Raw genomic sequence first — 12,813 nt, forward strand, 5'->3', positions numbered from 1 at the left:
CGCCCTACAGCCGCGAGACCGAGCTGAAGTCGACATAGCTCGATGGATGGGCCGACACGCCGGTGAAGCGCTTGGCGTCGTAGGCCCGGACGGTGCCGCTCCAGACCGCGATGATCACCGGGACGTCCTCGTGCAGCGCCTTGGCGATGATCGCCGCCTGGGCCCCGCGCTCCTCGTCGGTCGTCGCCGAGTCGTAGGCGTCGGTGGCGGCGTCCAGCGCGGGGTTGGCGTACTTCGAGCCGTTCCACACGCCGCCGCTCTTGACCATCGGGATGATGAACTGGCTGGGCACCGCGCGCCCGGCCCAGCCCACCAGGTTGGCCGGGGTGAACAGCCAGGGGGTGTCCTTCTCCTGGTCGCCGCCGTAGAAGTCGCCGGAGGTGCGCTGGTCGAGCTCCACCTCGATGCCGACCTGCTTGAGCTGGTCCTGCACGGTGAGGGCGTAGTCCTTGCTCGGCGGGTCGTACGTCAGCGCGAAGGAGAGCCTGTCCACCCCGGCCGCGGCGAGCAGCGACGCGACCTTCGCCGGGTCCTTGGCCCGCTGCGGCACGTCCGGCGGCGCGGCCGGGAACAGCGCGGCGAACAGGTGGTCGTTGCCCAGCGCGCCGATGCCGTCGTAGACGCCCGCGTTCACCCCCGGCCGGTCCAGGGCGTACGCGACCGCCTGACGCACCTCCTTTTTGTCGAAGGGCGGCTGGTCCACGCGCAGGGTGAAGGCGGTCAGGCCGGTGCCCTGAACCTGGTCGACGGTGATGCCGCCGACCCCGTCGAGCGGCCCGGCCAGCGCGGGGCGGCTGAGGATCTGGGCGTCGATCTCGCCGCTCTGCAGTGCGAGCAGGTCCGCCTGGTCGTCGGCGTAGAAGGTGATCCGCACGCCGTCCAGGTACGGCTTTCCGGGCTCCCAGTACTTCGGGTTGCGGGTGAACACCGCCCCGCTGGAGGCGTCGTACGACTCCAGCAGGAACGGGCCGGTGCCGACGGGCTTGCCGGTGAAGTCGCCCGCGTAGTCCCTCTTGAGGATCACCGCGTTGTAGTTTCCTGCCGAGACCAGGTACGGGAAGTCGGAGAAGGGCCGTTCCAGGGTGAAGACGACCGTCGAGTCCCCCCGGACGCCGATGCCGCCCTCGGCCAGGACCGAGTCGAAGGCCGCCGCGGCGGCGGACTTGCTCTTCGGATCGAGCAGCCGGTCGAAGGTGGCCTTGACCGTCTTCGCGTCCAGCGGCGTGCCGTCGGAGAAGGTGACGCCCTCGCGAAGGGAGAAGACCCAGCGCTTGCCGCCCTCCTCGGACTCCCACTTCTCGGCCAGGCGGGGCACCAGCTTGAAGTCCCTGTCCAGCCAGACCAGATAGTCGGCCACCAGCTGGACGATCGCGATCGCGGAGCCGTCGTACATGGTGACGGGGTCGACCGCGGTCGGCGGCGGGGGAGAACCGGCGCGCAGGACGCCGCCGGTCTTCGGCGTGCCCGGCGCGGAGGCGGGAACCGTCCGGGAGCCGCTCGCCCCCGCCGGGTCGCCCGCGCCGCCCGCGCAGGCGGCGAGCAGCCCGGTCAGCGCGGCGCCCCCGGCCGCGCCGAGGAAGAGGCGTCGTGACAGGCCGGGGAGGCGGGACAGCACCTCACTGCCGGGACTGCCGGGCCCCCCGGAGGTATTCGGAAGGTCACTGTGGGGGGATTCCTGCATCGGAGGGTCTCCTCGCGGTCGCGGCTGGTGAGGATCCGCGCAGCTCGGCGATGTCCTGCGGCGGCTCGAATATATCCACACTATTCAGGTAGGAATAATGGGCTGTCAAGAGCACGCGGCCGATCGGGACCGGATGGCGTGACCTTTCACTCCGTTCACGTCCTTTACCGGACAGAAACGCCTCAGGGCGCCCTCCCCGTGACAGAGAGGGCGCCCTGAGGTGCGGGACCGCCGGCCGCTAGCGGCGGCGCCCGCGTGCCTTGAGGGGGGTGAGGGGCAACTCGGGCGCGGGCAGCGGGGCGGCTCCCGCGCCGGGCACCGTGCCGAACCCGTCCCCTTCCATCCACTCCCGCCGGAACCGGACGATCTCCTCGTGGTCGCGGCCGACGAAGTTCCACCACATGACGATCCGTTCCTCGAACGGTTCGCCGCCCAGGAGCAGCAGTCGTCCGGCCCCCTCGGCCTCCAGGGTCAGCTCCGAGCGTCCGCCGCCCAGGTAGAGCAGCGGGCCGGGGGAGAGGTCCGTACCGCCGACCCGTACGGTGCCGGACAGGGCCAGCGCGGCGTACTCGAAGCCGGGACGGAGCGGGACCGAGGTCCCGGCGCCCGCCTCCAGCGTCACCTCGGCCCCGACCAGCGGGGTGTGGACCGTCGCCGGGGAGGTGACACCGCCCAGCTCGCCCATGATGACGGTCACCGTCACCCCCGGAGAGGTCAGCGTGGGCAGCGCCGGGTGGTGCTCGAAGGCCGGGGCGCTCTCCCGGGCGGCGGAGGGGAGCGCCACCCACAGCTGGACCCCGTGCAGCACGGCCTCGGCCGGTGACTCCTCCGCGTGGGAGATGGCCCGCCCGGCGGTCATCAGGTTGAGCTGACCCGGCCTGATCAGCTGCTCGCTGCCGACGCTGTCGCGGTGCAGGACCTCGCCCTCCACGAGCCAGCTCACGGTCTGCAGGCCGGTGTGCGGGTGCGGGGGGACGTGCATCGTCGCCCGCTCGGGGCCGTAGTGGTCGACGAAGCACCACGCGCCGACCATCCTGACGTCCCGGTTCGGCAGGGTCCTGGTGACCCTCATCGCCCGGGGACCGCCCAGCACCACGTCCCGGCCGGTCAGCAGCTCGTTCACCGGTTCGGCGGCCACGTCCGCGAGGCCGCCGCACGCCGACTCCCGCGGATCCGTCTCCAGGTTGCTCATCACGCGACTGTACGGCGCGCTTTGGACTTCCCGGGCACCGGGGCGCCGCTCCCCCGGACGGGGATCACGTGCGTGGCCGGCGGCTCCTTCCGGTATCTTTCGTCCACCCCGCCGGGCACCCGCCGACCGCGCGGGACGACACCGTGTGAAGTGAGAGGCCGATGACCACCGAGACACCTTCCCGCGGATCTCGGAAGAGCCGCTGGAGCGCGCAGACGTGGTTCAACGTCGTGTTGCTCGCCATGACCCTCCTGCTCGGGGTGTCGGCGATCGTCGGCGCCACGGTCCTGCAGAACGCGGCGTCCGCCTCCAACAGGCTGATCGACCACATCTCGGTGGGCAGGATCCAGGCGGCGCGCCTGCAGGCGACCCTGCTGAACCAGGAGACCGGGGTGCGGGGCTTCGTCATCACCGACAAGGAGGAGTTCCTGCAGCCGTACGTGGAGGGGCGGCGCGACGAGCTCGCCGTGTCGTCACAGATCGAGCGGCTGGTGCCGGGCCCGGAGCCGCTGCTGGCACTCCGGGAGGTGGAGCGGCGGGCCGCCGACTGGCGGACCCGCTACGCGGAGCCGATGATCGCCAGCGTCAGGGAGAAGGGCCCGGAGAGCGTGAGCGCCGGGCAGGCCGAGGAGAGCAAGCGCTCCTTCGACGCCGTCAGGAAGGCGCTCGACGTCCAGAACGTCGCCTGGAACCGCGCGAGGGAGCTGGCCCGTGCCGACCTGGAGGTCGCCCGCACCATCAGGGACGCCACCTTCTTCGGGATCCTGGCCGCCTTCCTGATCACCATCGTCACGGTGGCGGTACTGCTGAGGATCGCGGTGTTCGGCCCCCTGACCCGTCTCCGGGAGGCCTCCCGCCGGGTCACCCGGGGAGACTTCGCGTACCACGTCGACACCGGCGGCCCCGCCGACCTCGCGGAGCTGGCCGACGACATGGAGGCGATGCGCGGGCGCATCGTCACCGAGCTGGAGGAGGCCCGCGGCGCCCGGCTGCGGATCGCCGCCCAGGCCGAGGAGCTGAAGCGCTCCAACGCGGAGCTGGAGCAGTTCGCCTACGTGGCCTCGCACGACCTGCAGGAGCCGCTGCGGAAGATCGCCTCCTTCTGCCAGATGCTCCAGCAGCGGTACGCCTCCCAGCTCGACGACAGGGCCAACACCTACATCGACTTCGCCGTGGACGGCGCCAAGCGCATGCAGGTCCTCATCAACGAGCTGCTCACCTTCTCCCGGGTGGGCCGCGTCGCCAGGGAACCCGTCGAGATGGACCTGAACGACGTGGTCGGCAGGGCCCTGGCCAACCTTTCGGCGGCGGTGGAGGACTCCGGGGCCGAGATCGAGGTCGGTGACCTGCCCGTCGTCGTCGGGGACCGGACCCAGTTCGTGATGCTCTGGCAGAACCTGATCGGCAACTCCCTGAAGTTCCGTGACCCCGGCCGCGCGCCCCGGGTCACGATCGAGTCCGAGCGGCTCGACGAGGGGGTGCGGATGACCGTGACCGACAACGGCATCGGCATCTCGCCCAACTTCGCGGACAAGATCTTCATTATTTTCCAGCGGCTGCACCAGCGCGACGCCTACGAGGGCACCGGGATCGGCCTGGCGCTCTGCCGGAAGATCGTGGAGCAGCACGGCGGCACGATCCGGCTGGACACCGAGCACACCGGGGGCGCCCGCTTCGTCATCACGCTGCCCGCCGAGATGATCCAAAGTGAAGATTATCGGACGACGGTCGAATCGCCCGATGATTTTTGATGGAGTTCAGTTTTGCCCTGGTTCTGCCCGGCTGCGAGCTGAGGTCGATGCATGCGCCCGTCGATTGCCTCGCGTGCCCGCTCATGGGGTTGTCTGCGTGTGGACGTAGACACGGAGAATGAACGCCGGGTCGGAGTGGCCGAGATACTCGGGGTTGATGCGCGGATCAGCGTGGCTCTGGCCGACATCGGCCGGGATCCGCGTTCCTGCGCTGTGATCACGGCAGGTAACGACCGGCCACCGTTGGCCGCCAGTGGGTCATTCGCTGATTCCTGAGCCTCATTCATGACATCACCGCAGGTCAAAGAGTTTACTAAGCCCCAAAGGGGCGCGTTCTTCAGGTCCGGTAGCGCCTGTGGCATGGCACCATGCGCTCATGACGCTTCCCGTGGCAGCACGGTTCCCCGAAGGGGGCACAGTGATCCGGCGCGACATCTTCGACGGTCGGGTGTGGACGGCTTCTCCGCACCGAGTCGTCCACGACACCGGCCATGAGCTCGCCCTGGCCTACTGGCCCGGTATCCGAAGTCTCGCCCCGACCACGTGGATCAGCTGGTTGCGGAACGAAGACGCCGTAGCGCGTGATGCGGCGATCACAAATCTCGCCGCCCGGCAATGGGAACTGGGCCACTGGACGTGGCGCGAAAGTGTCTGGCTCAGCATCATCGGTGAGCACGCCTTCTTCAGTGTCAACCTGTTCTTCACCCCCGATCACCGGCTGAACCGCTGGTATGTCAACTTCCAACGCCCCTACCGGCGCACCGCCACCGGAATCGACACCTTCGACCTGTTCCTCGATCTGGTCGTAACGCCGGACCTGGCGCGGTGGGCCTGGAAAGACGAAGACGAGTACCGCCACGCCAGACGGATGGGCATCGTCACCGACGACGAACACCAGGAGGTGCGGGAAGCCCGTGACGAAGTGCTGGCGATGATTCAAGACCGTCGCGGAGCGTTCGGCGCCGACTGGCCGAACTGGCGCGCCAACCCCTCCTGGCCGGTCCCCGTCCTGTCTCCAGAGGTGTTGATGGCAGAAGGAGTCGTGAGCACGATATGACGATCAACTGGGCCGACCAACGGGCGCTCATCATCGCCCCGCACCCCGACGACGAGGTCATCGGCTGCGGCGGTCTCATCTCCCGGATCAGCGAGGCGGGCGGGGAGGTGCACGTCATGTATGTCACCATCGGTGCGGACGTGCAGCAGGCGGCGGCGGGGTTCTCCACCGAGGTGGAGAACCGGGAGGAGATCGAGAAGGTCGCCGCCCACCTCGGCATCACGTCCTGGCACGTCGCCCTGCCGAAGGCGGCTCAACTGACCCTCGACCAGGTACCGCGCCTGGAGTTGTCGCGGGTGATCGAGGACACCACACCGATCTCGCTGACCACCCTGAAGCCCACGCTGATCGCGTTCCCGCACCCGACCAGCTACAACCAGGACCACCAGGCGGTCGCCGAGGCCGCCATCACCGCGCTGCGCCCCAGCGACCGCCGCAGGCGACACCACCCGCCGGTGGTGCTGGCCTACGAGCAGGCCGCCGATCAGTGGCGCATGACGCCCACCGCGCCGCCGAACTTCTACGTGACGCTGGAGCCCCGGCACGTGAACGCGAAGATCACCGCGATGGACCTGTACGCCAGCCAGCGCCGGGAGTACCCGCACACGCGCTCGGACGAGACGCTACGCGGCCTGGCCACCCTGCGCGGCATGCAGTGCGGCGCGGAGGCGGCCGAGGCGTACGAGTGCATGCGGCTGATGGCGTAGCCGACGCGGCCTACAGGCCGCCCTGCTCAGGCTGGCCGTCTCGCACCCACGTATATACGCGGGCGATCCCCTCCTCGATGGGCGTGGCGGCCGTCCAGCCCAGATCCCGCCGGGCGGCGCCCGCGTCCAGGGCGCTGCGCTGCAGCTCCCCGGGCCGGGCCGCGGCGAAGACCGGATCCACCGCCCGGCCTGCGGCCTGGCCGACGTGCTGGATCAGCTCCAGGACACTGGTTTCCCGGCCGGTGCCGATGTTCCAGATCCCGCCGCGCTCGGTGGCCGCCGCGGCGATGAACGCGGCGACGACATCGCCGACATAGACATAGTCGCGGGTCTGTGCGCCGTCACCGAAGATCGTGGGCTGCTGCCCTCGGTGGGCACACCCGGCGAAGATCGCCACCACCCCGGCTTCGCCGCTCGGGTCCTGACGGGGCCCGTAGACGTTTCCCAGCCGCAGCGCGGTGTGCCCGGTGCCGTGCAGGCGGTTGAACAGGCCGAGGTACTGCTCGGCGCCGTACTTCGCGGTGCCGTACGGTGCCTCCGGAGCGGGCAGGACCCTCTCGTCTGAAGGGATGGGCGCCCGCACGCCGTACAGGGCGCCGCCGGTGGAGGCGAAGACAAGCTTCGCCCCCACCGCGAGTGCCGCCTGGAGCAGGTTGATGGTGCCGCCGATGTTGATGGCCGCGTCCCGAGCCGGGTCCTCGACCGAGGCCCTCACGTCGATCTGGGCGGCCAGGTGAAAAATGACCTGTGGCCGCACCTCTTCGGCCACGGCCGTGACCGCGTCGGTATCGGTGATGTCCACCTTCCGCAGGTCAACGCCGACGGGCAACCGGCTGGTGCGCCCGGTCGACAGGTTGTCGATCACGGTGACGGCGGTCCCCCGGGACAGAAGGGCATCGGTGAGGTGGGAGCCGATGAACCCGGCCCCGCCGGTGACGAGTGCGTGCATGGTAGGCAGCCTAGGGGGGCTCATCGTGGTGGACGGGGGGATTAAGAGAGTCCGGAGGGGAGGGGCGCTGCGCACCGGAACCCTGACGCCCAGGTGCTGTAGGCCGGATCGCAGGCGATGCGCTCGGTGGTGCGCGTCTGCCAGCGCAGGTTCATCCAGCCGCCGCCGCGCAGCACGCCGTAGCGTCCCTGGGCCTGTCGCAGGATCGGATCGCACTCCACCTGTTCGGCGTATAGCCGGTAGGTGGTGGCGGTCCATTCGCCGACGTTGCCCGCCATGTCGGCGATGCCGAACACCGAGTCGCCGTACGGGGAGAACGCGCCGACCGGTGTGGTCGCCGGGAGGTCGCCACGTCGGCCGCGCTGCCGGGCCCACCAGCGGCGCCAGCCGGTCAGGCCGTCCACCAGCCGGCCCGCCCAGTGGTCGGCGCAGTTGACGAGCTCAGGATCGAACTCCTCTCCCCAGGGCCACGGGTGCCAGGTCGGGCCGTGCGCGGCGTACTCCCATTCCTCTTCGGTGGGCAGGCGGCGTCCTGCCCAGACGCAGTAGGCGTCGGCGTCGGCGCGGGAGATGTGCACCACCGGGTGCTGGAGGCGCCCTGACAGATCACTGCCGGGGCCGTTGGGATGCCTCCAGCAGGCGCCGGGACGCTCCTCCCAGAAGGTCTCGCCGTACACCAGGCCGAAGCCGCGCCGCTCGGCCGCCGTCCGGTAGCCGCTGTCCTGGACGAAGACGGCGAAGGCGGCGTTGGTGACCGGGTGGCGAGCCAGGAGGAACGGCGACACCCGGCGGTGGTGTTGCGGTGTTTCGTCGGCGAACCAGGACCGAGGGTAGGGCTGAGCGTTACTGACCTGGTCCAGGTGGCGGCCGGGCGCACCGATCGCTACCTGCCCGCCCGGGATGAACACCATCTCGCTGTTCTCATCGCCCATGATCAGCCTCCGGCCAGCGCGGGCAGCACGACGATCTCGCTCTCGGGCGGCACAGTGGTGTTCAGGCCGTCCAGGTCGCGAATGTCGTCCGCACCGAGGTAGAGGCTGACCCAGCTGACCAGCCGGCCCGGCTCGGCCAGAACCCGCGGCTCCAGTTCGGGGTGGGCCGTGACCAGCCACTCAACGGCGTCACCGACCGTTTCCGCGGCGCACTCCAGTTTCCCGTGGGGGATCCCCGCGGCGGTGCGCCACGCTGCGGGGATCACGATGACGGCCATAGCGGGTCAAGCGGCCTGCTGGGCACGGACCTGGGCCACGGTGCGCTCGATGCCCGCGCGCAACGGCACCGTCGGTGCCCAGCTGAGCAGCCTGCGTGCGCGGCTGATGTCCGGACAGCGCACGTGGGAGTCCTGCTGGCGGCCCGGAACGGTTTCGACAGCGCCGGAGCCAACCACCTCGACGACCAGATCGGCCAGGGTACGGATGGTGACCTCCTCGTCCGATCCGAGGTTGATGGGGCCTGTTTCGTCGCTGTCGAGCATGGCCATCAGGCCAGTGACGAAGTCCTCGACGTAGCACAGCGACCGGGTCTGGGAGCCGTCGCCGTGCAGCGTCAGCGTCTGGCCCGCCATCGCCTGCCGGATGAACGCCGGGACCACCCGCCGGTCGTCGGGGGACATGCCAGGCCCGTAGACATTGAACGGCCGCACCACCCCGATGTTGAGACCGTGCTCGCGCAGATAGGAGAACGTGAGGGCCTCGGAGAACCGCTTGGCCTCGTCGTAGCACGACAGCGGCGCCGTGGGATCGACGTTGCCGGTGTAGTCCTCGCCCTGTGGATGCACGAGAGGGGCGCCGTAGATTTCGGAGGTGGAGGCGAGCACGAACCGCGCGCCGTACTTCCTGGCCACCTCCAGCGCGTTGAACGTGCCGGTCGATCCGGCGAGCATCGTGTCGATCGGGCGGCGCAGCACGACCTCGGGCCCGACCGGGATGGCCATGTGCATGACCGCGTCCACCTCGCCGCAGTCGATCGGCTCGGCGATGTCCTGCTCCAGCAGGGTGAAGTTCTTGTCGTTGAGCAGGTCATCCAAGGCGGGCAGGCGCCCGGCCGAGAGGTTGTCCAGCGCGGTGACCCGGTTGCCCCGGTTGAGCAGGGCGAAGCACAGGTGGGAGCCGATGAATCCGGCTCCGCCGGTCACCAGGATGTGACGTGACATCGTTCTCCTCTTTCTCTGGGATTTCAGACTTACGAGCAGATCGTCAGCGGCGGGGACACGTTGGCGAGTTCGCTGGTGCTCGGTGCGTCTCGTCTCTCCGACCACGTCGTGATCAGCGCAGGCGGCAGCAGACCGACGCCGACCGCGTCCCACAGAGCGCGCTGGGGTTGCACTCCGGCCGCGAGCTGCTCAGTCTGCTCGGCCAGCTTGTGCCAGCGCAGCAGCGCGTTCATGCTGTGGCGCAGCACTTCGGGGCTGGCGGCCTGCGCTAGGCGAAGCGTGTCGAACAAGACCAGGGGTTTGATGTCCGGGCAGTGCCGCGCCAGGAGCTTCCAGGTGCGGTCAGCGTCATGGCAGATATCGCAGGGCTGTGCGACCTCCCTCGACGTGGGACTCAGGCGCACGGGTGGTGCGGCGCGGTGACCAGGAGTTCCGGCACTCCCTGCCGCCGCGCCGGTCTCATGACTTCCAGGCGTCTTCCGGGAGGGAGGCACGACCGAGGGCCTCGGCGATCAGCCGGGCGGCCTCGTCCACATCGCTCACCGGAACGGTCGTGGCGGCGTCCTGCGCGGCGACGCTCAAGCCCGGCTTGATCGTCCAGGTGAAGGCCAAGACGCCGCCGGTCGCACCGACGCGCACCGTCACGTCGTTGGCCACGTGCAGCTTCGCCCCTCCGGTGTAGCCGATGGCCGGATGAAGACCGTAGGAGTGCAGACCGTGACGCAGGCGCTGAAGAGCGTACGTAACTTCGACCAACAAACTACTCAGGGCTCCGTTCAGGAGTTTGTCTCCGGGGGTTCCTGTCGGGGGAAGATCTTTGCGATAAACCGTCTGTTCGGTCATCGGCTGTGGAGGGGACGAGGAGCAGGGTCTAGTGGGCATCATTCGCTCCTTTCATCAACGATAGGGCGTAATACCTAAAAAGGACATATATCGCTAATTTGGGTAACTAATTCGTGTTCAGTGAGGTCTCACGTGCCATATTGGAGGCATGCACGGAGTTCATCTAGAGTTCTGATCTGGCTTATGCGACAAGCCAATTGGACCCAAAAGGCAGGGGCCGCCATGTCTCGCAATCCTGATGCGGTTGATCCCTCGGAGTCGCCACGTCACCTGCTTGGCGCGTCGCTGAGACAGTGGAGGCTGCGGCGTGGCCGCAGCCTCGAAGACGTCGGCGTCGAGCTCCATCTTGATTTGTCATGGCTCGCCCGATGCGAACGGGGAAAGGGTTCTCCATCGGCTGATGTGGTGAAACGTCTTGACGCGACGTACGGTGCCGATGGCACCCTGATCGCCCTGCACGCTCTCATCGAGACAGCCAAACCTAAGTCAGGAGTAGTGGCGGGAAGCGCGAACGTGCTTGATCCTGGCGATATGAACGAAGCGCGAAGGCAACTCCTCCTGGGTGCTACGGGAGTGGGCGTCTCTGCCCTGCTCCCAGGGCTGGAGCAGCTGCGCACCATCGTGGACAAGCAGCTCGGCGGACCTGACCTGGACACGTGGGAAGAAATCGCATGGGGGCACGCTCACGGAATCTTCGCGCGTCCGTTGGCTCAGGTGATCAGAGATCTGTCAATGGATCTCCTGACCCTCCAGCGGACTCTGCCGGCCGTGCCGGGTCGCGAAGTATCAGGTTGGCTACGAGTGAACGCCCGGTTGACGCTGTTCCTGGCCTATGCGCTCGGTTCTGCCGGACATGCTCGTGAATCGATGCACTGGTGGATTTCTGCGCGCAGGACAGCAACTCAGACCGGTGATCCTGAGTTCGTCGCCGCCGCGCACGCGTTGGAGGCGATTCAGGCTTTGTACGAGCGCCGACCTCTGACCGTGGTGCTGTCACGTGTGAAAACGGCTCTGGACTTGACCGCTGATCAGCCGGGTCGTGCCGCGGTGAGCGCCTTGGGTTCCCGCGCCCATGCCTTGGCACTCATGGGCGATCACGCTGGTGCGCGTAGCAGCTTGGCCGAACAGGCAGAGGCTTTCATGAAGCTTCCCGACAGTGTTACCGGCAACAGCAGGTCCGTCGAGGGGTGGCCGGTGCTCAGGTTGCTACACTCCCGCTCTCTCGTTCTTACCTTGATGGATGACTTGTCTGCCCCTGCCGCGCAGCAAGAAGCGCTCGACGCCTACCCCCGGGGGCACGAGCGACAGGTAGCTCAGATTCGCCTGCATCAGGCAGCGTCGGCGGTGCGGAAGGGAGACGTCGACGATGGGCTGCAACATGCTGTCACGATCATGGAAAGCCTCGACTCTGGCCGTATGACGCAGTTCGTGATGCATATCGCTCATGTCGTGGCTGACGCTGCGCCAACAGGGCAGAAGGCGCAACGAGCTGTCAACGATTACCGTGCACATCTTGCACTTTCGGCGTCAAAAGAGGGCGAATGAGCATTAATCTTCAACACCTGACCGGCCCGGCGGCCAGAGCGGTACTCGATGAAGAGCACGTCGATTTATACCTGCAGACCCGCGCCGAGCCCCCCTACCTTTCAGGACCGCTTTACAGTCGGGAGCGATTCACTGAGCGTACGGGCCAGCAGTTGAAGCGTGATGGCTTTTCTTTGGTCTCGGCAAGGTCTGAGGCGGAACTCGTAGGGTTCGCCTTCGGTCTCGCACTTGAAAAGGGCTGGTGGTGGGGCGGAGAATCTACTCCTGCTCCCGCCGAAGTAGCCGACTTGCCTAAATTCGCGATCATCGAACTGAACGTCCGTCAGAGCTTCCGGGGCCGCGGCATCGGCAGGCATCTCCTCGACGAACTGCTGGCCAAGCAGGACGCACCGTGTGCAACGCTGCTGGCCAATCCGAAGGCTCTGGCGCACGCCATGTACCAGCGGTGGGGATGGCAGGTAGTGGGCACCGTACGACCAGCGCCCGACGCGATGACCTCTGACGCCCTGATTCTGGATCTCTCCAAACGGTAGGGGCACCCTGCTACACGGGCGCTCTCAGTGGAAGGCCTTCTTCGAGAAGCCGAACTCGCAGCGGGTTCGCGACGCGCCTCTGGAGCGACTTGGGGGTAACGGGGAAGATGGCGGCGAAGTCACAGGCCGGAAAGTCCGCGGACAAGATCTTCGTGATCTTCCAGCGGTTGCACCAGCGCGACGCCTACGAGGGCACCGGGATCGGCCTGGCGCTCTGCCGGAAGATCGTGGAGCAGCACGGCGGCATGATCCGGCTGGACACCGAGCACACCGGGGGCGCCCGCTTCGTCATCACGCTGCCCGCGGGGGCCATCGCGCCGGAGCGGGAGGACGGGACCGGACAGGAGGGGCCCCCGGAGATCGCGGTTGGGACCGTGCCGTGACACGCGGACGGTACGTGCGG

General features: G+C 68.1%; 13 protein-coding genes and 1 pseudogene. 6 read left to right on the forward strand and 8 right to left on the reverse strand.

The genetic code is table 11. The features are described from left to right. Nucleotides 1-4 precede the first annotated feature (4 nt). Together ABD817_RS27370 and ABD817_RS27375 are read right to left on the reverse strand one after the other, a co-directional pair. Nucleotides 5-1,681 carry an ABC transporter substrate-binding protein gene (locus ABD817_RS27370; RefSeq protein WP_344921035.1) on the reverse strand — a complete coding sequence of 559 codons (1,677 nt, stop codon included), beginning with the start codon at nt 1,679-1,681 and terminating at the stop codon, nt 5-7. A 238-nt stretch (nt 1,682-1,919) separates the two neighbouring features. Next, complete coding sequence (locus ABD817_RS27375) at nt 1,920-2,873, reverse strand: pirin family protein (protein ID WP_344921036.1); 954 nt, start codon at nt 2,871-2,873, stop codon at nt 1,920-1,922. 161 nt (nt 2,874-3,034) lie between these two features. Here ABD817_RS27375 and ABD817_RS27380 point away from each other — a divergent pair, with 161 nt between their 5' ends. The 3 genes from ABD817_RS27380 (at nt 3,035) to ABD817_RS27390 (ending at nt 6,388) form a co-directional block, all read left to right on the forward strand. Further along, complete coding sequence (locus tag ABD817_RS27380; RefSeq protein ID WP_344921037.1) at nt 3,035-4,624, forward strand: sensor histidine kinase; 1,590 nt, start codon at nt 3,035-3,037, stop codon at nt 4,622-4,624. Between the two features lie 376 nt (nt 4,625-5,000). Further along, on the forward strand, nt 5,001-5,681 hold the full coding sequence (locus tag ABD817_RS27385) for a ribonuclease FAU-1 family protein (RefSeq protein WP_344921038.1): 681 nt from the start codon (nt 5,001-5,003) through the stop codon (nt 5,679-5,681). Then, on the forward strand, nt 5,678-6,388 hold the full coding sequence (locus ABD817_RS27390; RefSeq protein ID WP_344921039.1) for a PIG-L deacetylase family protein: 711 nt from the start codon (nt 5,678-5,680) through the stop codon (nt 6,386-6,388). Before ABD817_RS27385 ends, ABD817_RS27390 begins: the two co-directional genes overlap by 4 nt. Before the next feature lie 10 nt (nt 6,389-6,398). Here the strand turns inward: ABD817_RS27390 and ABD817_RS27395 are convergent, their stop codons facing one another. The 6 genes from ABD817_RS27395 to ABD817_RS27420 all read right to left on the reverse strand — a co-directional run bounded on the left by ABD817_RS27395 (nt 6,399) and on the right by ABD817_RS27420 (nt 10,332). Then, nucleotides 6,399-7,337 carry an NAD-dependent epimerase/dehydratase family protein gene (locus tag ABD817_RS27395; RefSeq protein ID WP_344921040.1) on the reverse strand — a complete coding sequence of 313 codons (939 nt, stop codon included), beginning with the start codon at nt 7,335-7,337 and terminating at the stop codon, nt 6,399-6,401. A gap of 41 nt (nt 7,338-7,378) precedes the next feature. Then, nucleotides 7,379-8,269: a formylglycine-generating enzyme family protein gene (locus ABD817_RS27400; protein WP_344921041.1), complete on the reverse strand. Its 891-nt coding sequence runs from the start codon at nt 8,267-8,269 to the stop codon at nt 7,379-7,381. Nucleotides 8,270-8,271: 2 nt separating this feature from the next. Then, nucleotides 8,272-8,535 (reverse strand): MoaD/ThiS family protein, encoded by a 264-nt coding sequence (locus ABD817_RS27405; protein WP_344921042.1) that lies wholly within the window; start codon nt 8,533-8,535, stop codon nt 8,272-8,274. Between the two features lie 18 nt (nt 8,536-8,553). Next, entirely contained in the window at nt 8,554-9,489 is a 936-nt protein-coding gene (locus ABD817_RS27410) for an NAD-dependent epimerase/dehydratase family protein (RefSeq protein ID WP_344921043.1), read from the reverse strand. Between the two features lie 29 nt (nt 9,490-9,518). Next, complete coding sequence (locus ABD817_RS27415) at nt 9,519-9,779, reverse strand: hypothetical protein (protein ID WP_344921044.1); 261 nt, start codon at nt 9,777-9,779, stop codon at nt 9,519-9,521. A gap of 169 nt (nt 9,780-9,948) precedes the next feature. Beyond that, nucleotides 9,949-10,332, reverse strand: a complete 384-nt coding sequence (locus ABD817_RS27420; protein ID WP_344921045.1) for a hypothetical protein — start codon at nt 10,330-10,332, stop codon at nt 9,949-9,951. A gap of 222 nt (nt 10,333-10,554) precedes the next feature. Here ABD817_RS27420 and ABD817_RS27425 point away from each other — a divergent pair, with 222 nt between their 5' ends. The 3 genes and pseudogenes from ABD817_RS27425 to ABD817_RS27435 all read left to right on the forward strand — a co-directional run. Continuing rightward, nucleotides 10,555-11,877: a helix-turn-helix domain-containing protein gene (locus tag ABD817_RS27425; RefSeq protein ID WP_344921046.1), complete on the forward strand. Its 1,323-nt coding sequence runs from the start codon at nt 10,555-10,557 to the stop codon at nt 11,875-11,877. Beyond that, the gene (locus tag ABD817_RS27430; protein WP_344921047.1) at nt 11,874-12,410 is read left to right on the forward strand and encodes a GNAT family N-acetyltransferase; all 537 of its coding nucleotides are present in this window, start codon (nt 11,874-11,876) and stop codon (nt 12,408-12,410) included. The genes ABD817_RS27425 and ABD817_RS27430 overlap by 4 nt, the downstream gene beginning before the upstream one ends. A 137-nt stretch (nt 12,411-12,547) precedes the next feature. Continuing rightward, nucleotides 12,548-12,793: pseudogene (locus ABD817_RS27435) on the forward strand (ATP-binding protein); the annotation flags it as partial. Between the last annotated feature and the right edge of the window lie 20 nt (nt 12,794-12,813).

The organism is Streptosporangium oxazolinicum (genome assembly GCF_039537505.1).
GTDB classification, from domain to species: domain Bacteria; phylum Actinomycetota; class Actinomycetes; order Streptosporangiales; family Streptosporangiaceae; genus Streptosporangium; species Streptosporangium oxazolinicum.

Bases quoted from the DNA above. Each gene is read 5' to 3' on its own strand.
- ABD817_RS27370 (WP_344921035.1), bottom strand. From the start codon at position 1,681: ATGCAGGAATCCCCCCACAGTGACCTTCCGAATACCTCCGGGGGGCCC.
- ABD817_RS27375 (WP_344921036.1), bottom strand. From the start codon at position 2,873: ATGAGCAACCTGGAGACGGATCCGCGGGAGTCGGCGTGCGGCGGCCTC.
- ABD817_RS27380 (WP_344921037.1), top strand. From the start codon at position 3,035: ATGACCACCGAGACACCTTCCCGCGGATCTCGGAAGAGCCGCTGGAGC.
- ABD817_RS27385 (WP_344921038.1), top strand. From the start codon at position 5,001: ATGACGCTTCCCGTGGCAGCACGGTTCCCCGAAGGGGGCACAGTGATC.
- ABD817_RS27390 (WP_344921039.1), top strand. From the start codon at position 5,678: ATGACGATCAACTGGGCCGACCAACGGGCGCTCATCATCGCCCCGCAC.
- ABD817_RS27395 (WP_344921040.1), bottom strand. From the start codon at position 7,337: ATGCACGCACTCGTCACCGGCGGGGCCGGGTTCATCGGCTCCCACCTC.
- ABD817_RS27400 (WP_344921041.1), bottom strand. From the start codon at position 8,269: ATGGGCGATGAGAACAGCGAGATGGTGTTCATCCCGGGCGGGCAGGTA.
- ABD817_RS27410 (WP_344921043.1), bottom strand. From the start codon at position 9,489: ATGTCACGTCACATCCTGGTGACCGGCGGAGCCGGATTCATCGGCTCC.
- ABD817_RS27420 (WP_344921045.1), bottom strand. From the start codon at position 10,332: ATGACCGAACAGACGGTTTATCGCAAAGATCTTCCCCCGACAGGAACC.
- ABD817_RS27425 (WP_344921046.1), top strand. From the start codon at position 10,555: ATGTCTCGCAATCCTGATGCGGTTGATCCCTCGGAGTCGCCACGTCAC.
- ABD817_RS27430 (WP_344921047.1), top strand. From the start codon at position 11,874: ATGAGCATTAATCTTCAACACCTGACCGGCCCGGCGGCCAGAGCGGTA.